Source organism: Streptomyces sp. NPDC060064, assembly GCF_042736455.1.
GTDB lineage: Bacteria > Actinomycetota > Actinomycetes > Streptomycetales > Streptomycetaceae > Streptomyces.
The window spans coordinates 21120-43201 of the sequence record NZ_JBHWWF010000032.1; the positions used below are offsets into that span (position 1 = coordinate 21120).

Here is a 22082-nt window from a genome sequence, read left to right on the forward strand (position 1 = left end):
CCTCCGTACACTGCGTGTCAGCATCGACCAGCAGCCGCCCCACGCGGTACCGGAGCGGCGGGAATGAGGAGCGTTGCCCACAACCTCTACCAGCACCCAAGTCTCTGAGTCCCAGCTCGCACATCAGCTGAACGAACTGGGGATCCAGCGTGGCGGCACCCTGATGGTCCACGCAGCCCTGAGCGCCGTCGGAAGAGTGAACGGTGGTCCGGCAACGGTTCTTCGCGCGCTGCGCCGCGTGCTCGGGCCTGACGGCACGGTTGTGGTTCCGACGTTCACATCCGACAACTCGGATTCGTCGAGTGCTCACTTGGAACGCGTCCGTGGACTCAGCGAAGAAGCCCGGGCGGCCGTGCGGGACAGCCTGCCGCCCTTTGATCCGGCGAGTACACCGTCAACAGGAATGGGGATCCTTGCCGAGACAGTCCGACGGCACCCGGACTCCTTGCGCAGTGCACACCCACAAACCTCATTCGCCGCGCTGGGGCCCAAGGCTGAGGACGTCATCGCCGATCATCGCCCCGACTGCCATCTGGGAGAGGATTCGCCACTCGCCCGGCTGTACGAAATGCGGGCGGAAATCCTGCTGATGGGCGTTGGATTCGACCGGTGCACCGCCTTCCATCTCGGTGAGTATCGCGTCAGTTCCCCCCCGCACCGCACCTACCGGTGTGTGATCCGCGTGGACGGCCAACGTCAGTGGTGGGCGTACGACGATGTCGCCTTGGACGACAGCGACTTTGGCGCACTGGGAGAACAGTTCGAACGCGCGGAGATCCCCGGTGCCGTGCGCAGCAGCAGCGTGGGCGCGGCCACATGCAGACTCGTGCAGTTCGTCGACGCCGTCGAATACGCCAAGAGGTGGTTTCCTGACCACCGGCGCATGGCTTGAAACAACGCCTGAGCACGCCTCCCGAGGGCGCCGCCCGCACCGGGGCATTACCTCGCACGTAATCGACCGCCCCCGCGCTGCCCGGCAGTCTTGCGGTACCGGACCTCGGGCGGCGCACTCCGTCCGAGTTCCGGGCCCCCGACCGGCCCGTACGACCTCGATGGAGGCTGATCCGCCATGTCCGCCACTCTGCTCGCCGGTATCTCCCGCACCACCGAGCCGCAGGCGATGCTGCGCCGGGTTCTCGCTCTCGACGCCGTCGTCACCGGTGTCAACGGACTGGCCTACGTCGCGGCCTCCGGGCACCTCGGCCGACTGCTCGGCGTCGAATCCGCCCTCCTCCTCGAACTGGGCGTCTTCCTCACTCTGTTCGCCGCGGGCGTCGCCTTTCTCGCTTCGCGCCGACAGCCGCCGCGCTTGCCCGTGACGTTCGTCATCGACGCCAATCTGCTGTGGGCCGTACTCAGCGTCGCCGCCCTCGCGCTCTGGTTCGAGCCGACCACCGCCGGTGCCGTCTGGATCCCCATGCAGGCGATCACCGTCGCCGGTTTCGCCGCGCTCCAGTGGTCCGCGCTGCGCGCCACCACTACGGCGTGAGCGACTGCAGGTACTTGACCGTCGCCGGGTCGGCCGGGAGGAACGTCTCGATGGCGAGCTCGGCGACGGTCACATCCATCGGCGTGTTGAAGGTGGAGATGGACGACACGAAGGACAGCACCCGGCCCTCGTGCTCGATCTGCAGCGGAAGTGCGAAGTGCGGGTGCGGCGCCGGCTCCGCCACGTCGCCGAGGCCGCCGCCGGTCTCCGGGAGCGGATACGCGGCGACCTCGTCGTACAGCGTGCGCAACGGCTCGGAGCGGGCCAGGGCGATCTGGCGTTCCATCTGGGCCAGCAGATGACCGCGCCACTCCCGCAGATTGCGGATCCGCGGGGCCAGTCCCTCGGGGTGCAGCGTGATCCGCATGGCGTTGAGAGGCGGCGTCAGCAGGTGCTCAGGCAGGCCCTCCAGCAGCATCGCGATACCGCGGTTCGCGGCGACCACGGTGTACGTGCCGTCGACGATGACCGCCGGATATGGCTCGTAGCCGTGCAGCAGCCGCTCCATGCCCTCGCGCAGCGACCCCATCGCCGGATCGTCGAGGGGAGTCTCGGCGTACCGCGGCGCGTAACCGGCCGCCAGCAGCAGCGCATTGCGCTCCCGTACGGGGACCTCGAGGTGCTCCGCGAGGCGCAGGATTATGTCCTCGCTCGGGCGGGAGCGGCCCGTCTCGATGAAGCTGATGTGGCGGGCCGAGGAGTCGGCGCGCAGGGCCAGCTCCAGCTGGCTGACCCGGCGCCGCTCGCGCCAGCCGCGCAGCAGCGGCCCTACTCCCGAGCCGGACGCGACAGTTGTCATACCCAGACCGTAATACGGCCTGTCCGCGTGGCGCGGCCTCGGCCATGCGCCTCGCGGTCGGCGGGCCCGGTCGCGCAAGGAGAAGCCCCAGCCGGAGCGGGGGTCTCCGGCCGGGGCAGCCCAGGGGTGGGTGTGCATGGCGGTCGCCTCTCGGCGAAACGCTTCACAGGGCTTCAGCCGAACGATCGTCCCTGCGAGCAAAAGGTGAGGCCCGGGGACACTGTCCCATCCACACCCACATGTAGATGAACGGTAAACCATCACGGGCCGTTCCGTCGCACCGCCCCCATCTGCTGTGATGTGGGTAACCCCTGGTTACTGGTCGCCGCCCCGCGGAACCACCGTGGCGAGCACCGACGGCAGCGGATACCAGTCGGCCGAGACCACGCTCGCATGGCGGCCCGCCAGCAGGCCGACGCGCTCCCTGGCCTGCGTCTCGGTCGGATTCGTGTCGTCGATCGCGGGCGCCACACTGTGTGCGGACGTCATGACGACCAGGTAGTGGTTCCGGTCGTACCAGGCGGTGTCGACCGAGCCGCCCGCATACGTACCGGCGTCCCCGTCGAAGAGGACGAACCAGGGGCGGATGCCGGCGTCGGCGTACCGGGTGCGGGGGTCGCCGGCGGCCGCGCCGTGGACCGCCGGGAACGCGGCCGCCTCGCGCAGCCGGCCCGCAGCCGCGAGATCCCGCAGATGGGTGGCGTACTCGCGGTCGGTCCACAGCGAGTCGGCGGGGTTGCCCTCCTCGACCGTGCCCGGGATGAGCTCGATGACGAACTTGCCGGCGAGCGCCGAGCGCGCGGGCCAGCCGTCCGTCCGCACCGCCGTGTCGAGCTCCGGGTGGCCGCCCGCCAGGTCGGCCGGGCGGAACAGGGCGTCACCGAGCCGCGCGGAGAGCAGCGCGTCGAGCGCCGCGGGGCCGCGGCCGTCGTTGTTCTGGAAGCCGTCCTTCATCTCGATCTTGATCAGAATCGGACGATGGCCGGGGTGGGCGTTGTGCCACGCCTTCATGTCCGCTAGACAGCCGCCGAGGTCCTGGTTCCTGGCCTTGGTGCGCAGCTCCGCCGCGGTCGCCGCGTTCACGCAGTTGTTGTTGTTGCCTATGGGGTTGCTGTGCGAAACCCGCCACGATCTGCCGAACACATTGGTCCACACATCGAGTTCGAGCATCCCGGCGCCGGAGTCGAGCGCATCCGCGAAGTACGGGTACTTCGCCTTCTCGTACGCGTTGTGCACGCCGACCCAGGTGGCGGAGGAGTAGGGCAGCTGCCCCGGGTCCGCCGACCGGGGCGTGGACGCCTCCGCCGGGGCGAGTGCGACGGCGAGCAGCCCGGCCGCGACTGTGGTCGTCGCGGCCGCGCGTGAGAGCTTCCCCATGGGTTCCCTGCCTTCAGGTCGATTGCATCGGTTCGATCAAATCGACGGAAGGCTATGGGAGTTGAGTTAACCGTGGGGAGACTGGACTCGGCCGTTACCGCTTTTGCAGAAACTCATCCAGAATCCCCGGTGCCGCCGTCGCCGCGAAGGCGGGCGCCTCGACTGCGGCGAAGTCCCGCACCCGGTAACCGTGTTCGCCCGCGGCCACCGCCGCGGTGAGCGTGACGAGCCCGGCCCGCCGGGCGAAGGGCGAGCTGGAGAAGGTCCATGCCGCGATCGCGTCACGTTCCAAAGCGAGCGTGTCGCGGCTGAACGTACCCGCCCGGACGAGGAGATGAGGGCCGTTCAGTGCATGGCCGAGACTGCGGTACGCGTCCCGGGCGAGCAGCCACACCACCGGCGTCGCGACCAGCGCGAAGATCCATGCGCAGTGCAGCAGGACAGTCGTCAGCAGTGCCCCGAGAACGAGCAGCGTGGCCGTCACCGGGAGTACGAAGAAGAGGAGGCCGCGCATCATCCGGCGTCGTAGAGCCACCCGTGGGTGCGCGGTCAACGGCACGGATTCGAAGGGGTGTCGGGCCGCACGGAGCGCGCCCGCGGTGACGCGCAGTGCCTCGTCGCGCGGTGCGGGCGGGAGGAGGGCGCTGCGCCTTCGGGCCTCCTCCCGGTCGCCGAGCCCGCCGGCGACCACCATGGCGGTCGCCCCGCCGGCGGCCCGCAGCAGCAGCGGCTCACGGAGCAGTACGCCGTGGAGCCGGGCCCGTTCGACGGTCACCGCCCGGGTGGTCAGCAGTCCGCGCCGTACGGTCAGGGTGCGCGCATCGGTCCATACGGCGGAGAACCCCCACCAGTTCTCGACATAGAGCGCGAGCGCGCCGATCGAACCGAGGGCGATCACGGCGAACAGGGCGGCCGGGACCGTCAGCCACAGTGCGCTGTTGCCGAACTCCGTGAACGCGTCCCGGACGAAGCCCACCCGCCACAGCTCGATGCCGATGCCGTCGAAGACGCGGTAGACGGTGCCGAAGGCGATGCCCACACCGCCGATCACCCAGAAGGTGAACGGCGCATAGCGCAGCCAGCGCCGGTCGATCCGGGCGAGCAACGGGTCATCGGCGAGCGCGTGAACGTCGGCGCGTGCGAGCAGGGCGGTACGCAGCCGGTGCGCGTCGCGGACCGTCAACGCGTCGAGCGCGATCTCGCCGCGGCCGTCGCCCGAGGTGGTGGCGCCTGCCCGGACGACCGTGAGACCGAGCAGCCGGTGGAGCGGCGTGGCGGTCAGATCAACGCTGCGGATGCGGTGCAACGGTAGGGTGCGCAGCCGCCTGTTCAGTACCCCGCTCCGTAGCGCGAAGGAGTCGGCGGTGACCTGATAGTGCGTACGGGACCAGCGGATCAGGCCGACGACGGTGATGACGGTGAACGAGACGGCGACAGCGGCGAGGGTGATCCAGCCGCTCGCCGGGATCCGGCCGCCGGTGGCGAGCGCGGTCAGCGCGAGCGAGCCGAGCGGCGGGGCCAGCCAGCCGCAGTGCACAAGAAGGGTGCGCGGCGCGGGCCGGTGCCAGGCGGCGGCAACCCTGGTGGGAGTGGTCATGCCGCGTCTCCCGGCACGGCCTGGGCGGCCTCCCCGATACGCCGGGCCAGCTCCTCGGCATCGGCGTCGGACAGCCCCGCGATCTTGATGTTGCCCGCGGTGGAGGCGGTGGTGACGGTGAGCGTCGCGAGCCCGTACCGCCGCTGGACCGGGCCGCGGAGCGTGTCCACGGTCTGCACCCGGGAGAGCGGAGCGATCCTGCGCTGCTGCCAGAACCAGCCGCCGGCCGCGTAGACGGAGTGGGTGCCGAGCTCCCAGGCGTGCACCGCGTACCGGCGGCGCGGCATGAGGACCAGATAGCCGAGTGCCGGCGCGACGAGTGTGACCAGCAGGAGGGGGGCGAGCCAGGGGAGCGCGCCGGAGAAGAAGAGAGCGGAGAGCAGAGCGAGCGTGAGGGCCATCAGCAGCATCGGCCCGCTCACGGAGAGGAGCGCCTGGACGGTCCACCAGCGCCGGGCTCGGGGGTCGACCCGGTGGCGGGGCGGCCGCAGGTGCGGGGCGGCGTGGAGGGACATGGGGGGCGTCACCGCTTTTCAAGTCAACTGTATTGGATGGCGATACGTTACAACGGTACAAGTGACTTGTAAAAGGGAGTGAGGCTGCCGGTGCCGAAGAAGGTGGACCATGAGGCCAGACGTCTGGAGATCGCCGAGGCGCTCTGGCGCATCGCGAGCACGCGGGGGCTGGACGGGGTGAGCCTGCGGGATGTGGCGGCGGAGGCGGACATCTCGCTCGGCAGGCTGCAGCACTACTTCCGTACCAAGGACGAGATGCTGGTCTTCGCGCTGCGGCACATCAATGTGCTTGCCGACCGGCGGATCCGGGAGCGCATCGACGCGGTCGTGTCGGACCTGGACGAGGAGCCTCCGCCGCGGACGGTGCTGCGCGAGTGCCTGGCGGGGATGCTGCCGCTGGACGACAAGAGCCGGGTGGGGACGCTGGTGGGAGCGGCGTATTTTGCTCGCGCCGTGCATGACGAGCGCCTGCGGGCGGAGGCGCGGGAGGGCATCCCCAAGCTGGCGGAGTTCTTCGCAGGCCTGCTGCGGCGGGCGATGGAACGGGGCGAGGTGTCGGCGGACCGTGACCCGGACGACGAGGCGATGCTGCTGATCAGCCTGGTGGACGGGCTGACGGCGTACACACTGCTGGAGGTGCACACGCCGGAGCGGGCGCTGAGTCTGCTGGACCTGCACATGGCTCGGCTGTTCGGGAGATAGGGGAGTTTCCCGGTCATGCGGTGAGCGTGGGCCGGGGGCGTTGGTGGTTGCTCTTCGTGGGTGGTTTCCACCAGCGAACCGCTGAACCCCCGCGGCGGGCCGCACCCGTGTCGTCCTGCGGCGGGCCGCACCCGTGTCGTCCTGCGGCGGGCCGCACCCGTGTCGTCCTGCGGCGGGCCGCACCCGTGTCGTCCTGCGGCGGACCGCTGTACCCCCGCGGCGGGGCGCACCCGTGTCGTCGGGGTGGGGAGGGGCCGTGCAGGGTCGGCCCCGCCAGTTGCTCGGTCATGTGGTCACGGTGGGCCGGGGGCGTTGGTGGTTGCTCTTCGGTGGGTGGTTTCCTCCGGCGAGCCGCTGAACCCCCCACGGCGGGCCGCACCCGTGTCGTCCTGCGGCGGACCGCCTGAGCCCCCGGCGAGCGGTCTTGTCTCGTTCGGGTGGGGAGGTGCCGTGCAGGGTCGTCCCCACAGGGGATTGGCGGCAAAACCGGGGTCACGCACCAGGAGCCTGTACGCCGCCGACCCCGAGGAGTCGAGCCCGGAGGGGCACCGGATCCTGCACCGGACAAGCACCCGCACCCCGCCGGAGGCAACCCGCACCCCGCCGGAGGCAACCCGCACCCCGCCGGAGGCAACCCGCACCCGACAGGACCGGACGACCCCGGGCCCGGGCAACAAGAGCGCGCGCCCCGTCGCGTCGCACGGCACCATGGGCACCATGCTGCTGGCCCGACTCGCCGATGTGTCTCAACAGGTCGCCGCCACCTCCGCGCGCTCGCGCAAGATCGGCGCGCTCGCCGAGCTGTTCGCCGATACCCGCCCCGCCGACGTCGCCCTCGTCATCTCGTATCTCGCCGGACGCGTCCCCCAAGGCCGCATCGGCATCGGCTGGAGCGTCCTCAAGGACCCCCCACCGCCCGTCGGCACCCCGAGCCTCACCGTCTCCGACACCGACGCCGCCCTCACCCACCTCGCCGGCGTCGCCGGCCCCGGCACCCAGGCCGAGCGCAAACGCCTTGTGCGCGAGCTCATGGCCGCCGCCACCGCCGAGGAGCAGCAGTTCCTGATGCGGCTGCTCTTGGGCGAAGTACGCCAGGGCGCGCTGGACGCGATCGCCCTGGAGGCCGTCGCCAAGGCCGCGGACGCGCCGGCCGGTGACGTACGCCGTGCCGTGATGCTGGACGGTTCCCTGCCGCGCGTCGCCCGCGCGCTGCTCGCCGACGGGCCGGTCGCGCTCGAACAGTTCCGGCTGCACGTGGGCAGTCCCGTGCAGCCGATGCTCGCCCACACCGCGAAATCGGTGACCGAAGCGGTCCAGGCACTGGAAGTCGCGTGCGCCGTCGAGGAGAAGCTCGACGGCATCCGCGTCCAGGTGCACCGCAGCGGCGAGGACATCCGCATCTACACAAGGTCCCTCGACGACATCACCGACCGTCTCCCCGAAGTCACCGCCGCGGCAAGGGAAATGACGGGTGATCACTTCATCCTCGACGGCGAGGTGATCGCCCTGGACGGCGCCGGAAGGCCCGTCCCCTTCCAGGACATCGCCTCCCGCGTCGGCTCCCGCGTCGACGTGGACGCGGCCCGCGCCACGCTGCCCCTGTCACCCGTCTTCTTCGACGTCCTCGCCGCCGACGGCGAGCCGACCCTCGACCTCCCGGGCAGTGACCGGCACGCCGTCCTCGCCCGCCTCGTCCCCGAACCGATGCGGGTCCGCCGTGCCGTCGTCGAAGATCCCGCATCCGCCCAACAGGTCGCCGCCGCCGAGGAGTTCTTCGCCGACACCCTGCGCCGCGGCCACGAGGGCGTCCTGGTCAAAGCCCTCGACGCGCCGTACGTCGCCGGCCGCCGCGGCCGCTCCTGGCTCAAGGTCAAACCCGTCCACACGCTCGACCTCGTCGTCCTGGCCGCCGAATGGGGCCACGGCAGACGCACCGGGCTGCTCTCCAACCTCCACCTCGGCGCACGCGCCGCCGACGGTACGTATGTGATGCTCGGCAAGACCTTCAAGGGCCTCACCGACGAGATGCTGCGCTGGCAGACGGAGCGGCTGCGCGAACTGGCAACCGGAGACGACGGGTTCACGGTGACGGTCCGTCCGGAACTCGTCGTCGAGATCGCCTACGACGGAGTGCAGCGCTCCCCGCGCTACCCGGCCGGTGTCACCCTGCGCTTCGCGCGTGTCCTGCGTCACCGCCCCGACAAGCCGGCCGAGCAGGCCGACACCATCGACCAGGTCCTGGATTCGCGCGGCTGAACCCAGTCAGCGCAGCCCCATCACCTTTTCGGCAAAGGCCGTCAGACTGTCGACCGTACGGGTGATCCGCTCCTCGAGCGTGAGCGTCTCCTCGTGCAGTCCGCCGCGCAGCTTGGGCTGCTTCCTGCCGCGGATGTACAGCGAGCAGGCGAGATCGGCACAGAGATACGTACCCAGGGTGTTCCCCTCCCGTCCCGCGGCCCCGGCCAGCGGGGCGGCGAACAGGGTCACCCCGGACGAGGCATGCCCCGTGAAGCAGGCCTGGCACATGCTGGACTTGACGGCACTGGTCCGTCTGGTGGAAGGCACCCGTAGGGTGACGCCCACCGGGCGGCCCTCCCGCGGCAGCACGAAATGTGCGCGCAGCGGCGCACCCGGATCGGTCCAGCCGAGGAAGTCGAGGTCGTCCCAGGGGAGTTCACCGAAGTCGGCGGGCAGCTTCATACGCGCGGCCTCGCCCTTCGTGCAGTTGACGAAGGATCCGCGTATCTGCTTTTCGGTCAGTGGTTCCACCGGTGGAACGTACACATAGCGCGTCTGAGCGGGCATCCCATTTATGGTGGCCGAAACCGCTGCCGCTTCCTGAGCCGCCTCCTGAAGGGATCTGGGTCATGCCCACAGAGCCGCTGTCACAGAAGGAGATCGAGGACCGCCTGAGGGAGCTCCCCGGCTGGACCTTGGAGGGCGACCGGATCGCCCGCGCCTACCGTCTCTCCACGCACTTCGCGGCGACCGCGATGGTCGTGCACATCGCACAGATCCAGGATGAGCTGAACCATCACTCGGATCTCACCCTGGGCTACAACACGCTGGCCCTGTCGGTGAACAGCCACGACGCGGGCGGCGCGGTCACTGAGAAGGACTTCGAGCTCGCCCAGCGGGTGGAGGAGATCGCCGCGGGGCACGGCGCGAGCTGACGGCCGTCACGCGGCCCAGGACGCGGGGCGCGACAGCTCCATCACCCAGTTCGTCACCCACGTCCGCTCGCCGTCGACCGAGAACGCCTGCTCCCAGCGAGCCGCCGATTCGCTGATGCCCGACCAGATGAAGCGGACCCTGACGTCCTTGCCGTCGTGGGTGTCGTCCCCGTAGAACTCGCCTCGCCCGTCCGTGCCGAACCGGCCGACCACGGGCGGGAAGAGTACGCCGGTGCGGTCGTTCGACCAGTACAGGGACCACTCCTCGCGCTCGGCGTCGTACAGCCGCAGCGTCAGGCCGCTGAAGCCCTTCGTCGGGAACTCGATCTCGTCGAAGTTCGCCCGGCCGCCGAAGTGGCGCGACGCGCGGCTCACGGCCGGGAACTCCTCCCACGCGCTCGCCTCGTCGAGGAAGTCCGCACGGCGACGGTTGGCGACCGCCCACTCGCCGTGCAGGAGGTCGAAGTCGTGGGTGGTGCTCATGAGCGGTCTCCTGTGGTGCCGTCGGGAAGGGAGTCGGTGAGATAGGCGTCCAGGTCGGGACGGTCCGGGGCGAGCATGTGGCGTACCCAGGCGTCCCGTTCGTGCCGGATCGGCGGCAGCTCCCAGACACAGCCGATCCAGGATCTGTCGAGCCTGACGAAATGCGTCGGATCGCTGTCCGGGCAGTCCAGGACCGGCTGGCCCGCGGCCGCGGCACCGAAGTGCAGGACGTTGTCCCACACCCAGCTGTACGCGTTGAGGTACGCGCCGTCGTCCCCTCCCCTGTGGAGGACGACGAATGTGGCCAGCGGGGTGCCGTCCGGATCCGGCAGCAGCTCGGGAAGGATCGCGTACGCGGCCTTCTCCACCGCGGGATCGATGCCGTCCGGGTCGCCGGTGACGTGGTAGCGCTTGATGTGACGGCCGCCGACCTCGATCGGCGGCGGCGACCACAGCTGTTTCTCTGCGAAGGTCATGCCAGGACGCTAAGCCCGCTTCACTGACATCCTGTGTCAGTGAAGTCCAGCCGTCTTGTGTCGATCCTGCTGCTGCTCCAGACCCGGGGCCGGCTGACAGCCGCCCAGCTCGCGCAGGAGCTCGAGGTATCGGTACGCACCGTCTACCGGGACGTCGAGGCGCTGCACGCGGCCGGTGTGCCGCTGTACGGGGACGCGGGCCACGCGGGCGGCTACCAGTTGCTCGCCGGCTACCGCACCCGGCTGACCGGGCTCTCCGCCGGGGAGGCGGAGGCGCTGTTCCTCTCCGGGATCCCCGGGCCCGCCGCCGAACTCGGGCTCGGCTCGGCCCTCGCCGCCGCCCAGCTCAAGCTGCGTGCGGCGGTCCCCGCCGAGCTGCGTGACCAGGCCGACCGGATGCGCTCGCGGTTCCACCTGGACGCGCCCGGCTGGTATGCGCCGGACGAGGAGGTTCCGTATCTGACGGCCGTCGCGGACGCGGTGTGGCACAGCAGGGTGCTCCACATCCGCTACCGCCGATGGAAGGAGCCGACCGATGTGGACCGGCGTCTCGAGCCGTACGGACTGGTGCTCAAGGCGGGCCGCTGGTACGTCGTCGCGGGACCGGGACCACGGACGTACCGGGTCGACCAGATCCTTGAAGTCGTCTCGAAGGAGGGGGAGTTGGCGGAGGAGTTCGGGCCGCTCGAGGACTTCGACCTGGCCGCGTACTGGCAGCGCTACCAGGCGGACTTCCACGCCCGCCTCTACGGGGGCGAGGCGCTCGTCCGGCTCTCGCCGGGCGCCGCGGCCCGCCTGAAGGGACCGGCCGCCCGTGCCCTCGCCGACAGCGGCACGGTGGAACCGGACGGCTGGACCCGCGTGCTGCTCCCGATCGAGTCCACCGACCACGCGCACGGCGATTTTCTCGCCATGGGCGCGGAGATCGAGGTCCTTGGACCACCCGAACTCCGCGCCCGTATGGCCGCGACGGCCGACGCGCTGGCGGCGACGTACGCCTCCGGCTGATCCTCGGCAGACACTCGCCGACAGCCGACAGCCGACAGCCGACAGCCGACAGCCGACAGCCGACAGCCGACAGCCGGCGGTCGCCGGGAGCAGACCGTCATCGATCCGGACCGTGCCGCCGCTGGTCACGCACTCCAGGCACCCGCCCGTGCCGCGTCCCGCGCGAACGCCGCGAAGGCCTTCGGCTCGCGGCCGAGCAGCTGCCGCACATCGTTCGTCAGCGACGCGTTGTGCCCGTCGAGCAGCATCGTGAAAAGGTCCGCCAGCCACTGCGACTCCGGGTCCGGGAACCCGAACTGCTGCAGCATCTCCGCGTACTGTGCGCCGGACACCGGCACGTACCGCACCTCCCGGCCCGTGGCCCGGCCGATCTCCGCCGCCACCTCCTCGAAGGTGACCAGCCGCGGACCCGTCACTTCGTGCACGCGCCCGGCATGGCCCTCCTCGGTGAGCACCGTGACCACCACGTCCGCCAGGTCGTCCGCGTCGATGAACGGCTCGGCCGTCTCACCCGCGGGGAAGGGGATCTCACCCGCCAGCACCCCCTCGTACATCGCGCCCTCGCTGAAGTTCTGCGCGAAGAAACTGGACCGCACCACGGTCAGCTCCACGCCGGACTCCCGCAGCGCGCCCTCGGCGACCACCGCGTCCGGCTCGCCGCGGCCGGAGAGCAGCACCAGCCGCCGCACTCCGCTCTCCGCCGCCACCCGTCCGAAGGCCCGCATCACCTCGGGCGCGCCAGGAGCCGCCAGATCCGGGTAGTACGCGACATACGCCGCGTCCGCGCCGTCCAGCGCAGGCGCCCAGCTGGACTCGTCCTCCCAGTCGAACCGCACCTCCCCCTTGCGCGAGCCCGCCCGCACATCGACTCCGCGCGCCGCGAGCCGCTCCGCCACCCGGCGGCCCGTCTTGCCCGAGGCCGCCGTCACCAACACCGTCTCCTGCTTCAGGTTCTCTGCCATGCGTCAAGGTTCGCGGTCCCCGTTTGGACTCTCCATGCTCCAGAGGCTCAATGCCATATGTGTGCGTCTACGCTGTGAGCCATGGACGCTCTTGCCGGACTTCTGGACGGACCGCGCGCCAGGGGAGCATTTCTGCTCCGTATGGTGATGGAGCCGCCATGGTCCGTACGGATCGAGGACCACGCGCCGCTCAGCCTGCTCTGCATGACCGCGGGCGAGGCCTGGATCATTCCGGACACCGGTGACCCGGTGCTGCTGCGCCCCGGCGACGTCGCGATCGCCCGCGGCCCGGATGCGTACACCACGGCGGATCAACTCACCCGCGAGCCAACGGCGTTGATCGGGCCCGGCGGCACCTGCCACACCCTGCAGGGCGAACCGCTCGCGCAGTCCATGCACTTGGGCGTACGGAGCTGGGGCAACGACCCCGAAGGATCGGCCACCATGCTGGTCGGGACGTACCAGATGAAGGGCGAGGTCAGTGGGCGGCTGCTGGACGCGCTGCCCATGCTGCTTCATCTGCCTGCCGAGGTCTGGAACTGCCCGCTGATGCCGGTGCTCGACGACGAGATCTCCCGGGACGAGCCGGGCCAGAGCGTGGTACTCGACCGGATCCTGGATCTGGTGCTGATCGCTGTGGTGCGCTCCTGGTTCTCACGCCCGGACGCCGAGGCTCCGGCCTGGTACCTGGCCATGGGCGACCCGGTGGTCGGCCGCGCGCTGCGGCTGCTGCAGGACGATCCCGCGCACCCCTGGACCGTCGCCTCACTGGCCGCCAAGTGCGGGGTCTCCAGGGCCGGACTGGCCCGCCGTTTCCACGAGTTGGTGGGGGAGCCCCCGATGGCGTACCTCACGGACTGGCGGCTCGCGCTCGCTGCCGATCTGCTGCGGGAGACGGACGCCACGGTGGAGGCGGTGGCCAGGAAGGTCGGCTACAGCGGTTCGTTCGCACTGAGCGCGGCCTTCAAACGGGTACGCGGCATCAGCCCGCAGGAGCACCGTACGGGAACCGTTCTGCCGGAACGGAAACAACGCTCGCCATGACGGCACCGGCCGACCGGGCCTGGAGAGAGCCCGGACGACCCACAGGGGCTGCGGCACCGCCCGGACGCGTACTGCTCGCGGCGCGCACGGTGCACACCGCTCGCCGGGGCTGAATCAGCGGCAGGATGGCCTCATGGCCAAGCAGCCCAAGCAGACCGTGCAGTCAAGTCAGTCCACGAGGTCCACATCAACGCTGTCCCTCTGGTCGAAGGACTCCGTGCTGTCGATCGGCTCGGTGGGGTCGGTGCTCTCCATCGGTTCCGTCGGGTCGGTACTTTCAGTCGGCTCGGTCGGCAGCACCCTGTCGGTCGGCTCGATCGGGTCCGCCCAGTCGCTGCTCTCGGCGGGTTCGTGGCTGAGCACAGGGTCGCTGCTGTCCGCGCAGTCGAAGTCGTCGGTGCTCTCCTGGCGCTCCTCCCGCGGCTTCCTGGCCGCGGGCGCGATCGGCGCCGGCGGGGTCGGATTGGCCGCATGTGCCGTCGGGGCGGCCGTGCTGCTGCTCAGGAAATGACACGCTCCAACTGCCACCACTGCCCCGGTGAGTCGGTGTCCTCCCACTGCTGCACATTCGCGCCGTCGTCCGTACTGCCGTCGGCGACTTCGAGCAGCAGCGCGCTGATGAAGCTGACGATGGTGACCGTGCCCGGCGCGTCCAGATGCTGCTCGATGATCCACTCCTGGGCGCCGAAGTTGTTGGCCTTCCACTGCTGGATGTTGGCGCCGTTCTCCGTCGAGGCGTTCGCGACGTCGAGCCGTTTGCCGCTGGCCGCGTTCACGAAGTGGTAGAGCCCGCTGCCATTGGGCACCGGGGCGATCTGCCACTGCTGGGCCGGAGCCCCGGTCGCCTTGCCCTGCTGGACATTGGCGCCGCTGCCCCTGGCTCCGCCGTACACCTCGAGCAGCAGTCCGCTGCCGACATTGCGCACCAGGTAGAGACCGGGCGTCATCTTCGTAGACATGGGCCGATTGTGGACCGTCCGGTGAGCAGCGTGCTCATCGGCGTACTGCGCCGGCTGGTGCGGCGAGGGCAGCGAAGCCGTGGGCGCCCGCTCCCGGACTCCTGCCCCGCGGCAGTCAGTACACCGTGACGGTGAAGGGGTCCGAGACGACGCCGCCGCCGACCATCCGGAGATCGTTCCGACCCATGAGGCCGAGGAGGACCCGCATATTGTAGGTGGACCTGTGCGTGGTGTTCATCGACGCGGGCAGGGTCACCCAGCCGTCGCCCTGCCACTGCTGCAGCGTCACCTCCGTGCCCGGTGCCAGCAGCCGGGTGGCGCCGTACACGCGGAACTGCTCCCATGCTCCGACGCTGCTGACCGTGGCTCTCGCCGTCAGCGCCGGCTGTGCCATGGCCGGCTTTGTGACCGTCTTCGGCGTGGGGTGTGTCGGGGTGACGACGGCCATGGCCACACCGACCGACACGGCAAGCGCGGCGGCCGTCGCGACAGCCGCAACCGATGCGAGCTTGAAACGCTCCATTGAGACTCTCCAGGGTGAGGGAACTTCCGAGCGCCGACCCTAGGCATATTTGCAGCAAATATGATGAATCGACACGCTCGGCATGAATCAACCTTGAGCCGCATTGCGTATCAAAGGCGCGAGCTGCGCAGGCAGCGCTGCTGCAGCCGGGTTGTACGCGGCGGCGGCGATCGTGTTGCTGCCTGGCGGCGGTGGTCGCCTCGTACCGGCTGGATTTCGCCACCGGGCACGCGTGCCTCCGGCTGCGGGAACAGCATCGCCGCCCGGCGTGAACCGGGCGGCGATGTGGCCGTTGATGCGCAGGAGTCAGGCGCCGTAGTCGAACGTCGCCGGGTCGGGGCCGAGCCGCTTGCCCTCGTCCAGCGCCGCGAACGCCGCCAGATCGTCGGCGTCCAGTTCGAAGCCGAATATGTCGAAGTTCTCCCGGATCCGTGACGGGGTAACGGACTTGGGGATCGCGACATTGCCGATCTGCAGATGCCAGCGCAGCACCACCTGGGCCGGCGTCCTGCCGTGCTTCTGTGCGATCGCGACGACCGTCGGGACCTCGAGGAGGCCCTTGCCCTGGCCCAGCGGCGACCAGGCCTCGGTCCGGATGCCGTACTCCGCGTGGAAGGCGCGCAACTCGGCCTGCTGCAGCTGCGGGTGGAGCTCGATCTGGTTCACGGCCGGGACCACCGAGGTTTCGCCGATGAGGCGCTCGAGGTGCTCCGGGAGGAAGTTCGAGACGCCGATGGCCTTGGCGCGGCCGTCCGCGTAGATCTTCTCGAAGGCCTTGTACGTCTCCACATAGGCGTCCTTGGACGGCACCGGCCAGTGGATCAGATACAGGTCGATGTGGTCGAGGCCCAGCTTGTCCAGCGAAGTGTCGAAGGCGCGCAGCGTCGAGTCGTATCCCTGCTCGCTGTTCCACAGCTTCGTGGTGATGAAGAGGTCCTCGCGGGCGATGCCGGAGGCGGCGATTGCCCGGCCGGTGCCCTCTTCGTTCTCGTAGATCGCCGCGGTGTCGATGCTGCGGTAGCCGGCCTCCAGAGCCGTGCCGACCGCCTTCGCCGCCTCGTCGTCGGGCACCTGCCAGACGCCGAAACCGAGCTGCGGCATCGCGACGCCATTGTTGAGGGGGATGGAGGGGACCTTGCTCACGAGCGGTCGATCCTTACGTCGTCGGTTGGTTCTTTCATGCTCAACGACCGTCCCCCTGGACGCATTCCCGACCTCGAAGTTGGCCTGATACAGCTCCGACCTTATCGGTCCGGACCATTGACCGCGTCTCATCAAGACGCAACTCTATGGCACATAACTGAACGCCGGACACTCATGTGAACGGATGTTCAGTCCTGCTCAACCATGCGTCATGGAGCAACCACTCCTGAATCACTCCTGACCCCCACATCTCAGGAAGGCAGGTACTGCACATGAAGGACACCAAGGAAACATCGGAGGAGACGGTCAACTGGCAGACTCCCGAGTTCGTGGTCGTCGAGACCGCGCTCGAAGTCACCGCCTACGCCCTCACCGACCGGTAGACCCCGCCGCCATGCTGCTGCAGGTGCTCGGCACCGCGGCGGGCGGCGGACTGCCCCAGTGGAACTGCGCGTGTCCCGGCTGCGCCGGGGCACGCGCACACCCGCACCGGCGCCGTCGTCACGCCTCACTCGCCCTGTGCGCGGACGAGGGCCGCTGGTATCTCGTCAACGCCACCCCCGACATCGGTGACCAGATCGAGGACAGCCACGCGCTGCGGCCCGGGCCGGGGCCGCGCGAATCCCCCGTGGCCGGAGTGATCCTCACCGACGCCGAACTCGACCACACGCTCGGCATCGCCCGGCTGCGCGAGGCCGACGGACTCGACATCCTCGCCACCCGGCCGGTGCGGGAGGCGCTGCTCGGCCGGCTGCGTCTGGGCGAGGTACTCGCCCCGTACACCCGTATCGAATGGCGCGAGTTGAGCCGCGAAACGGAACCGCTCGTCAAGGGCAGCACCGTAGAAATGGATGCCGTACCCGTCTCGGCCAAAAAGCCGCGCTACGCCGTCGGCACCGGTACCGAAGAGCGCACCTGGGTGGTCGCGCTGCGGCTGCGCGAGACCACCACCGGCCGCAGCCTGCTCTACGCGCCCGCGCTCGCCCGCTGGACCGACGACTTCCAGGACGCGGTCGAGCAGGCCGACTGCGTCATTCTCGACGGCACATTCTGGGACGACGACGAGCCGGTACGGGCCGGAATCTCGGCCAAGACGGCAACCGGGATGGGGCATCTGCCGATCGCCGGGCCGAACGGCACCGCACGGAGGCTCGCCGGGCTGCGCGCCCGCTGCCTCTATACGCACCTCAACAACACGAACCCACTCGTGGACCCGGACGCCCCGCAGCACGCGCTGCTCGGCGAATGGGGACTCGAGGTTGCCGCCGACCGGATGGTGATCGAGCTGTGAGCACATTCGCTCTGCCCGCGACGGAAGCAAAGGGATCGAAGGGAGCGACGGGCGCAACGGGCGCAACGGGCGCAACGGGAGCAGCGGAGGCCGGTGAACCGTGGAGCCCGGAGGACTTCACTTCGCGGCTGCGTGCCGTACCCGCCGAGCGCTACCACGACCGCCACCCGTTCAACGTACGCATGCACCAAGGCGCCCTCACCCCCGACGAGCTGCGGCGCTGGATCCTCAACCGCTTCCACTACCAGCGCCACATCCCGGTCAAGGACGCCCTGATCCTCGCCAAGTTCGACGACTCCGCGCTGCGGCGCTCCTGGCTGCGCCGGATCCAGGACCACGACGGGGCGGTGGAGGGCGAAGGCGGCATCGAGCGCTGGCTCCGGCTCGGCGAGGCCGCCGGGATCGACCGGTCGCGGCTACGGTCGGGCGCGGAAGTACTTCCGGGCGTACGGCTCGCGGTCGACGGATACGTCAACTTCTGCCGGCTGCGCTCGCCGCTCGAAGCCGTCGCCGCCTCGCTGACCGAACTTGCCGCGCCCGGCATCATGAGCACGCGCATCGCGGCCTTCGAACGCCACTACCGGTGGATCGATGCCGACGGGCTGATCTACTTCCGCAACCGCATCGGGCAGGGCAGCCGCGACAGTGCGGAAGCACTCGAGCTCGTCCTCGAGTGGGCCGTGACCCGGCGCGAGCAGGAGGCGGCCGTGGCGGCGCTCTCCTTCAAGTGCGAGGTCCTCTGGTCGCTGCTGGACGCCGTGGACCACGCGGGGGAGCGGGCATGAGCGAAACCTGGAAACCGGTGCTCTCGCGGTCGGTCGTCTTCCGGCACGACCGGGTGCGCGGCGCCGATCTGCTCGTACTGCCCGAGCGCGTGGTCGTGCTCCAGGGCAATGCCGGATCCATCGTGCGGCTCTGCGACGGCGTACGTGACGTCGACGCGATCGTCGCGGAGCTGGCCGAGCGGCACCCGGACGCGCCCCTGGCCGATGAAGTGCCCGCTTTTCTGGGGCGGTTGCGCAAGGAGGGCTGGCTGAAGTGACGGCTGAAACAACCGCCGAAGGAACCCCTGAAACGACCGCTGACGCAACCCCCGAAGCAACAGGCCGGAAATCGGCGGAGGCCGATCCGCCGTGGGCACTGCTCGCCGAGCTCAGCCACGGCTGTCCGCTGCACTGCGCGTACTGCTCCAACCCCGTCGAACTGGTCAGTCGGTCAGATGAGTTGACCACCGCTCAGTGGGCCGAGGTGTTCCAGCAGGCTGCTGACCTGGGCGTCGTCCAGAGCCATCTCTCGGGAGGCGAACCGCTGCTGCGCCGCGATCTCACCGAGATCGTCGCCGCGGCCGACGGCGCGGGCATCCATACGCAGCTGGTCACCAGCGGCGTCGGGCTGCACGAGAAGCGACTGGCGGCCCTGATGTCGGCCGGGCTGCGCAGCGTGCAGCTCTCCGTCCAGCACGCCGAACCCGTCGCCTCGGAACTCATCGCGGGAGCCCGCTCCTTCGCGGCGAAGGAGCGCGCCGCCCGGCTCGTGGGGGAGGCGGACCTGCCGCTCGGCCTCAACGTCGTACTGCACCGGGCCAACCTCGCGGCCCTCGACGACCTCGTCGAACTCGGGCTCGCCTGGGGCGCGGAGCGGATCGAGCTGGCCAACACCCAGTTCTACGGCTGGGCCCTGCGCAACCGCGACGCCCTGCTGCCGGACCGCGAACAGATCGCCGCGGCCCGCGAGTCCGTCGAGCGGTGGCGCACACGGCTGGCCGGCCGGATGGACCTGGTCTGGGTCGTGCCGGACTACGTCGACGGTACGGCCAAGCCCTGCATGGGCGGCTGGGGAGCGGTCTCGCTCACCGTCCAGCCGGACGGCAGGGTCTATCCGTGCCCGGCCGCCGCCGCACTGCCCCACCTGGACGCACCCAGCGTCAAGGACCACTCCCTGGAGTGGATCTGGCGCGAATCCAAGGCCTTCAACATCTACCGCGGCGAGGAGTGGATGCAGGACCCGTGCCGCAGCTGCGAGCTGCGCACCAAGGACTTCGGCGGCTGCCGCTGCCAGGCGTACGCCCTCACCGGCGACGCCACCCGCACCGATCCGGCCTGCCATCTCTCGCCCGACCACGCGTTCGTACGCGACCTCGTCGACCGTCCGCGTATCCCCGAACCCGTCGCGGCCCCCGCGTACGCCTACCGCAAGGAAGGATCATGAAGCGATTAACGACTCTGCTGCTGGCGGCCGCACTCGCGGGCAGCACACTCTCCGCCGTGCCCGCGGCTGCGAACCCCGCCGCGCCGGCGGCGCCCGTACGGTACGAGGCCGAGGACGCCGCCATCAGCCTCGGCGTCGTCGAGAGCAACCACGCCGGATTCACCGGCTCCGGCTTCGTCAATTACGACAATGCGGCCGGCTCTCAGGTCGAATTCACGGTGGACTCCGCACAGGCCGGAAACGCCACGCTGGGCCTGAGATTCGCCAACGGGACCTCCGCCAACCGGCCCCTCGACATCAGGGTCAACGGCCGGCTGGTCGCCGACGACCTGGCCTTTCCCACCACCGGCAGCTGGACCGGCTGGCAGACCAAGAACCTCATGGCCGAGCTGAAGGCGGGGACCAACACCGTACGAGTGTCCTCAGCCACCGCGTCCGGCGGCCCGAATCTCGATTCGCTCACCGTCACCGGCGACGGCTCCGCCGCCACGGACTGGTCGGTCGCGATGGTCGAGTCCACGATGGCGCGCTACTCCCCGAGCGCCATCGGAGGCTGGTCCTACCCGGTCGGGCTGTATCTCTACGGCCAGTACCTCGTCTATCAGCGCACCCACGACGCCCGCTATCTCACCTACATCAAGAGCTATGCCGACCGTTTCGTCGACGGCAGCGGGAATATCGGGCAGAGCTTCAACAATCTCGACAGCATGCAGGCCGGGAGACTGCTGAACATCCTCCACCACGAAACAGGCCAGGCGCGCTACCAGAAAGCGGCGCAGAAGATCCGGAACCGCCTGAACAGCTATCCGCGCACCGCGGACGGAGGATTCTGGCATTCGACATCGGACTCGCGGCGCAGCCAACTGTGGGCCGACGGCGTCTACATGGTGAATCCGTTCCTTGTCGAGTACGGAAAGGAATTCGGCGACTCGGCGTACACGAGCAATGAGGCGACCGGACAACTCGCCGTCTACGGCGGCCATCTGCAGGTCGCGAACGGACTGCTGAAGCACGCCTTCGACGAGTCGCGCGACGCGAGCTGGTCCGATCCGAAGACCGGTCTCGCGCCCGAGCACTGGTGCCGTGCGATCGGCTGGTACTCCATGGCGATCGTCAATGTCCTGGACGCCGTACCGGCCGGCCATCCGCGCCGCGCCGAACTCCTCGGCCTGCTGCAGAAGCTCGCCGCCGGTATCGAGAAATACCAGGACCCGGCCACCGGCCGCTGGTTCCAGGTTGTCGACAAGGGCTCGCAGAGCGACAACTGGACCGAGACCTCCTGCTCCAGCATGTTCACTTTCGCCCTTTCCCGCTCCGTGCAGCAGGGATATGTCGATGCGCACTACGCACAGGTGGCGCAGCGCGGCTACCAGGGCGTGCTGGCGAAGGTCGCACTCGGCGGCGACGGCCGCACCAATCTCACCGACATTTCCATCGGGACGAATGTCGGGAACTACAGCTACTACATCAACCGCGACCGGAAGACCAATGACTTCCACGGTCTCGGCGCCTTTCTCATCATGAACGAACAACTCCGGGCGAGGTGAGGGAAATGACCGCATCCCGAAGAGCGATACTCGGCGCGGCACTCGGCGGTGCCGCAGCCGCGGGACTGCCCGCGACCCCGGCCGGCGCCGCAAGCTGGCAGCTGCGCTGGTCGCCTTCCGCGAGCAGCGACAAGCTCAAGGCCTTCGAGACGATCGAGGACGACCGGGCGCACTCCCATCCGGCCGGCGCGCCGCATATCTTCGCCGAGGGCGACAACTTCCGGTTCAACATGCACACGGTGGACCGGGACACCAGCACCGACCGGCAGCGCCACGAGGTGACCGGCCTGCGCAACGGCAGTTCCTCCCTCCAGTGGAAGTCCGGCCAGACCTGGCGGGTCACGTACTCGATGTACCTCCCGAGCACGCTGAAGGCGACCACCAGCTTCACGCACATCATGCAGATGAAGCAGCCGGGCGCGGGCTCCTCGCCGATCGTCGTGCAGTCGCTGCGTCGCGTGAACGGTGTGCAGACCATCGAGCTCAAGGTCATCGAGGGCGACGTCCTGGTCGGCCGTACGAACCTCGAGCCACTGCACAACGAGTGGACCGACGTCGACTTCCAGATCAAGATCGGCAACGGTACGTCCGGCTCCGTCCGCTGGATCCTCAAGAGCGGTGGCGCCACGGTGATCGACAAGTCGAAGTCCGGCGTCGACACCTTCCTCGCGGACCGGGTGCGTCCCAAGTGGGGCATCTACCGCTCCCTTGGCGACAGTTCGGGCTCGCTGCAGAACTGCCACATGCTCCTCACCAATATGCGCGGCTACCAGCTCGTCTGAGGAG

At 69.6% G+C, this 22082-nt stretch carries 26 protein-coding genes; 15 read left to right on the forward strand and 11 right to left on the reverse strand.

Annotation, left to right across the window (positions count from 1 at the left end):
* Window positions 1-73: 73 nt before the first annotated feature.
* On the forward strand, window positions 74-892 hold the full coding sequence (locus ACFWDI_RS30780) for an aminoglycoside N(3)-acetyltransferase (RefSeq protein WP_385308996.1): 819 nt from the start codon (window positions 74-76) through the stop codon (window positions 890-892).
* A gap of 177 nt (window positions 893-1069) precedes the next feature.
* Window positions 1070-1489, forward strand: coding sequence for a hypothetical protein (locus tag ACFWDI_RS30785; protein ID WP_385308998.1), 420 nt, complete (start codon window positions 1070-1072; stop codon window positions 1487-1489).
* Here ACFWDI_RS30785 and ACFWDI_RS30790 read toward each other — a convergent pair.
* From ACFWDI_RS30790 to ACFWDI_RS30805, 4 genes are all read right to left on the reverse strand, one after another.
* Complete coding sequence (locus ACFWDI_RS30790) at window positions 1479-2288, reverse strand: helix-turn-helix domain-containing protein (protein ID WP_385309000.1); 810 nt, start codon at window positions 2286-2288, stop codon at window positions 1479-1481. The two genes, ACFWDI_RS30785 and ACFWDI_RS30790, sit on opposite strands and share 11 nt — an antisense overlap.
* 315 nt (window positions 2289-2603) lie before the next feature.
* Window positions 2604-3665 carry a phosphatidylinositol-specific phospholipase C domain-containing protein gene (locus ACFWDI_RS30795; protein WP_385309002.1) on the reverse strand — a complete coding sequence of 354 codons (1062 nt, stop codon included), beginning with the start codon at window positions 3663-3665 and terminating at the stop codon, window positions 2604-2606.
* A gap of 94 nt (window positions 3666-3759) precedes the next feature.
* The gene (locus tag ACFWDI_RS30800) at window positions 3760-5262 is read right to left on the reverse strand and encodes a PH domain-containing protein (protein WP_385309004.1); all 1503 of its coding nucleotides are present in this window, start codon (window positions 5260-5262) and stop codon (window positions 3760-3762) included.
* On the reverse strand, window positions 5259-5777 hold the full coding sequence (locus tag ACFWDI_RS30805; RefSeq protein ID WP_385309006.1) for a PH domain-containing protein: 519 nt from the start codon (window positions 5775-5777) through the stop codon (window positions 5259-5261). The genes ACFWDI_RS30800 and ACFWDI_RS30805 overlap by 4 nt, the downstream gene beginning before the upstream one ends.
* A gap of 90 nt (window positions 5778-5867) precedes the next feature.
* On the opposite strand from ACFWDI_RS30805, the gene ACFWDI_RS30810 reads away from it, so the two are divergent.
* Together ACFWDI_RS30810 and ACFWDI_RS30815 are read left to right on the forward strand one after the other, a co-directional pair.
* Complete coding sequence (locus ACFWDI_RS30810) at window positions 5868-6479, forward strand: TetR/AcrR family transcriptional regulator (RefSeq protein ID WP_385309008.1); 612 nt, start codon at window positions 5868-5870, stop codon at window positions 6477-6479.
* A 717-nt stretch (window positions 6480-7196) separates the two neighbouring features.
* Window positions 7197-8735 carry an ATP-dependent DNA ligase gene (locus ACFWDI_RS30815; RefSeq protein WP_385309122.1) on the forward strand — a complete coding sequence of 513 codons (1539 nt, stop codon included), beginning with the start codon at window positions 7197-7199 and terminating at the stop codon, window positions 8733-8735.
* 6 nt (window positions 8736-8741) lie between these two features.
* Here the strand turns inward: ACFWDI_RS30815 and ACFWDI_RS30820 are convergent, their stop codons facing one another.
* Window positions 8742-9248: an FBP domain-containing protein gene (locus ACFWDI_RS30820; protein ID WP_385309124.1), complete on the reverse strand. Its 507-nt coding sequence runs from the start codon at window positions 9246-9248 to the stop codon at window positions 8742-8744.
* 98 nt (window positions 9249-9346) lie between these two features.
* Here ACFWDI_RS30820 and ACFWDI_RS30825 point away from each other — a divergent pair, with 98 nt between their 5' ends.
* Window positions 9347-9652 carry a 4a-hydroxytetrahydrobiopterin dehydratase gene (locus tag ACFWDI_RS30825; RefSeq protein ID WP_385309009.1) on the forward strand — a complete coding sequence of 102 codons (306 nt, stop codon included), beginning with the start codon at window positions 9347-9349 and terminating at the stop codon, window positions 9650-9652.
* Window positions 9653-9658: 6 nt separating this feature from the next.
* Here the strand turns inward: ACFWDI_RS30825 and ACFWDI_RS30830 are convergent, their stop codons facing one another.
* Window positions 9659-10135, reverse strand: a complete 477-nt coding sequence (locus ACFWDI_RS30830; RefSeq protein WP_385309011.1) for a hypothetical protein — start codon at window positions 10133-10135, stop codon at window positions 9659-9661.
* On the reverse strand, window positions 10132-10611 hold the full coding sequence (locus tag ACFWDI_RS30835) for a hypothetical protein (RefSeq protein ID WP_385309013.1): 480 nt from the start codon (window positions 10609-10611) through the stop codon (window positions 10132-10134). The genes ACFWDI_RS30830 and ACFWDI_RS30835 overlap by 4 nt, the downstream gene beginning before the upstream one ends.
* 39 nt (window positions 10612-10650) lie before the next feature.
* On the opposite strand from ACFWDI_RS30835, the gene ACFWDI_RS30840 reads away from it, so the two are divergent.
* A complete protein-coding gene (locus ACFWDI_RS30840) occupies window positions 10651-11619 on the forward strand; it encodes a helix-turn-helix transcriptional regulator (protein ID WP_385309015.1) in 969 nt (322 codons plus the stop codon).
* A 125-nt stretch (window positions 11620-11744) separates the two neighbouring features.
* Here ACFWDI_RS30840 and ACFWDI_RS30845 read toward each other — a convergent pair whose 3' ends face one another.
* Window positions 11745-12581 (reverse strand): NAD(P)H-binding protein, encoded by an 837-nt coding sequence (locus tag ACFWDI_RS30845; RefSeq protein ID WP_385309016.1) that lies wholly within the window; start codon window positions 12579-12581, stop codon window positions 11745-11747.
* Window positions 12582-12662: 81 nt separating this feature from the next.
* On the opposite strand from ACFWDI_RS30845, the gene ACFWDI_RS30850 reads away from it, so the two are divergent.
* Both ACFWDI_RS30850 and ACFWDI_RS30855 read left to right on the forward strand, forming a co-directional pair.
* Window positions 12663-13625 carry an AraC family transcriptional regulator gene (locus ACFWDI_RS30850; RefSeq protein ID WP_385309018.1) on the forward strand — a complete coding sequence of 321 codons (963 nt, stop codon included), beginning with the start codon at window positions 12663-12665 and terminating at the stop codon, window positions 13623-13625.
* Window positions 13626-13758: 133 nt separating this feature from the next.
* Window positions 13759-14136, forward strand: a complete 378-nt coding sequence (locus ACFWDI_RS30855; protein ID WP_385309019.1) for a hypothetical protein — start codon at window positions 13759-13761, stop codon at window positions 14134-14136.
* Here the strand turns inward: ACFWDI_RS30855 and ACFWDI_RS30860 are convergent.
* The 3 genes from ACFWDI_RS30860 to ACFWDI_RS30870 all read right to left on the reverse strand — a co-directional run bounded on the left by ACFWDI_RS30860 (window position 14126) and on the right by ACFWDI_RS30870 (window position 16250).
* Window positions 14126-14584, reverse strand: a complete 459-nt coding sequence (locus ACFWDI_RS30860) for an RICIN domain-containing protein (protein ID WP_385309021.1) — start codon at window positions 14582-14584, stop codon at window positions 14126-14128. The two genes, ACFWDI_RS30855 and ACFWDI_RS30860, sit on opposite strands and share 11 nt — an antisense overlap.
* Window positions 14585-14699: 115 nt before the next feature.
* Window positions 14700-15107: a hypothetical protein gene (locus ACFWDI_RS30865; protein WP_385309023.1), complete on the reverse strand. Its 408-nt coding sequence runs from the start codon at window positions 15105-15107 to the stop codon at window positions 14700-14702.
* A 306-nt stretch (window positions 15108-15413) separates the two neighbouring features.
* On the reverse strand, window positions 15414-16250 hold the full coding sequence (locus tag ACFWDI_RS30870; RefSeq protein ID WP_385309025.1) for an aldo/keto reductase: 837 nt from the start codon (window positions 16248-16250) through the stop codon (window positions 15414-15416).
* A 272-nt stretch (window positions 16251-16522) separates the two neighbouring features.
* Between ACFWDI_RS30870 and pqqA the strand changes: the two genes are divergently transcribed.
* The 7 genes from pqqA to ACFWDI_RS30905 all read left to right on the forward strand — a co-directional run bounded on the left by pqqA (window position 16523) and on the right by ACFWDI_RS30905 (window position 22078).
* A complete protein-coding gene (gene pqqA, locus ACFWDI_RS30875; protein WP_327327021.1) occupies window positions 16523-16633 on the forward strand; it encodes a pyrroloquinoline quinone precursor peptide PqqA in 111 nt (36 codons plus the stop codon).
* Window positions 16634-16644: 11 nt separating this feature from the next.
* Complete coding sequence (gene pqqB / locus ACFWDI_RS30880; RefSeq protein ID WP_385309027.1) at window positions 16645-17541, forward strand: pyrroloquinoline quinone biosynthesis protein PqqB; 897 nt, start codon at window positions 16645-16647, stop codon at window positions 17539-17541.
* 128 nt (window positions 17542-17669) lie between these two features.
* Complete coding sequence (gene pqqC, locus ACFWDI_RS30885) at window positions 17670-18326, forward strand: pyrroloquinoline-quinone synthase PqqC (protein WP_385309126.1); 657 nt, start codon at window positions 17670-17672, stop codon at window positions 18324-18326.
* Complete coding sequence (gene pqqD, locus ACFWDI_RS30890; RefSeq protein WP_385309029.1) at window positions 18323-18583, forward strand: pyrroloquinoline quinone biosynthesis peptide chaperone PqqD; 261 nt, start codon at window positions 18323-18325, stop codon at window positions 18581-18583. Before pqqC ends, pqqD begins: the two co-directional genes overlap by 4 nt.
* Window positions 18571-19749, forward strand: a complete 1179-nt coding sequence (gene pqqE / locus ACFWDI_RS30895) for a pyrroloquinoline quinone biosynthesis protein PqqE (RefSeq protein ID WP_385309128.1) — start codon at window positions 18571-18573, stop codon at window positions 19747-19749. The genes pqqD and pqqE overlap by 13 nt, the downstream gene beginning before the upstream one ends.
* Window positions 19746-21296 carry a glycoside hydrolase family 88 protein gene (locus ACFWDI_RS30900; protein WP_385309031.1) on the forward strand — a complete coding sequence of 517 codons (1551 nt, stop codon included), beginning with the start codon at window positions 19746-19748 and terminating at the stop codon, window positions 21294-21296. The genes pqqE and ACFWDI_RS30900 overlap by 4 nt, the downstream gene beginning before the upstream one ends.
* Before the next feature lie 5 nt (window positions 21297-21301).
* Window positions 21302-22078 (forward strand): heparin lyase I family protein, encoded by a 777-nt coding sequence (locus tag ACFWDI_RS30905; protein WP_385309032.1) that lies wholly within the window; start codon window positions 21302-21304, stop codon window positions 22076-22078.
* Window positions 22079-22082: the final 4 nt, after the last annotated feature.

What these genes read in the sequence shown, in the direction of transcription:
- ACFWDI_RS30785 (WP_385308998.1), top strand. Translation starts at nt 1,070, where the DNA reads ATGTCCGCCACTCTGCTCGCCGGTATCTCCCGCACCACCGAGCCGCAG.
- ACFWDI_RS30790 (WP_385309000.1), bottom strand. Translation starts at nt 2,288, where the DNA reads ATGACAACTGTCGCGTCCGGCTCGGGAGTAGGGCCGCTGCTGCGCGGC.
- ACFWDI_RS30795 (WP_385309002.1), bottom strand. Translation starts at nt 3,665, where the DNA reads ATGGGGAAGCTCTCACGCGCGGCCGCGACGACCACAGTCGCGGCCGGG.
- ACFWDI_RS30800 (WP_385309004.1), bottom strand. Translation starts at nt 5,262, where the DNA reads ATGACCACTCCCACCAGGGTTGCCGCCGCCTGGCACCGGCCCGCGCCG.
- ACFWDI_RS30805 (WP_385309006.1), bottom strand. Translation starts at nt 5,777, where the DNA reads ATGTCCCTCCACGCCGCCCCGCACCTGCGGCCGCCCCGCCACCGGGTC.
- ACFWDI_RS30815 (WP_385309122.1), top strand. Translation starts at nt 7,197, where the DNA reads ATGCTGCTGGCCCGACTCGCCGATGTGTCTCAACAGGTCGCCGCCACC.
- ACFWDI_RS30825 (WP_385309009.1), top strand. Translation starts at nt 9,347, where the DNA reads ATGCCCACAGAGCCGCTGTCACAGAAGGAGATCGAGGACCGCCTGAGG.
- ACFWDI_RS30830 (WP_385309011.1), bottom strand. Translation starts at nt 10,135, where the DNA reads ATGAGCACCACCCACGACTTCGACCTCCTGCACGGCGAGTGGGCGGTC.
- ACFWDI_RS30835 (WP_385309013.1), bottom strand. Translation starts at nt 10,611, where the DNA reads ATGACCTTCGCAGAGAAACAGCTGTGGTCGCCGCCGCCGATCGAGGTC.
- ACFWDI_RS30845 (WP_385309016.1), bottom strand. Translation starts at nt 12,581, where the DNA reads ATGGCAGAGAACCTGAAGCAGGAGACGGTGTTGGTGACGGCGGCCTCG.
- ACFWDI_RS30850 (WP_385309018.1), top strand. Translation starts at nt 12,663, where the DNA reads ATGGACGCTCTTGCCGGACTTCTGGACGGACCGCGCGCCAGGGGAGCA.
- ACFWDI_RS30855 (WP_385309019.1), top strand. Translation starts at nt 13,759, where the DNA reads ATGGCCAAGCAGCCCAAGCAGACCGTGCAGTCAAGTCAGTCCACGAGG.
- ACFWDI_RS30860 (WP_385309021.1), bottom strand. Translation starts at nt 14,584, where the DNA reads ATGTCTACGAAGATGACGCCCGGTCTCTACCTGGTGCGCAATGTCGGC.
- ACFWDI_RS30865 (WP_385309023.1), bottom strand. Translation starts at nt 15,107, where the DNA reads ATGGAGCGTTTCAAGCTCGCATCGGTTGCGGCTGTCGCGACGGCCGCC.
- pqqA (WP_327327021.1), top strand. Translation starts at nt 16,523, where the DNA reads ATGAAGGACACCAAGGAAACATCGGAGGAGACGGTCAACTGGCAGACT.
- pqqB (WP_385309027.1), top strand. Translation starts at nt 16,645, where the DNA reads ATGCTGCTGCAGGTGCTCGGCACCGCGGCGGGCGGCGGACTGCCCCAG.
- pqqD (WP_385309029.1), top strand. Translation starts at nt 18,323, where the DNA reads ATGAGCGAAACCTGGAAACCGGTGCTCTCGCGGTCGGTCGTCTTCCGG.
- ACFWDI_RS30900 (WP_385309031.1), top strand. Translation starts at nt 19,746, where the DNA reads ATGAAGCGATTAACGACTCTGCTGCTGGCGGCCGCACTCGCGGGCAGC.
- ACFWDI_RS30905 (WP_385309032.1), top strand. Translation starts at nt 21,302, where the DNA reads ATGACCGCATCCCGAAGAGCGATACTCGGCGCGGCACTCGGCGGTGCC.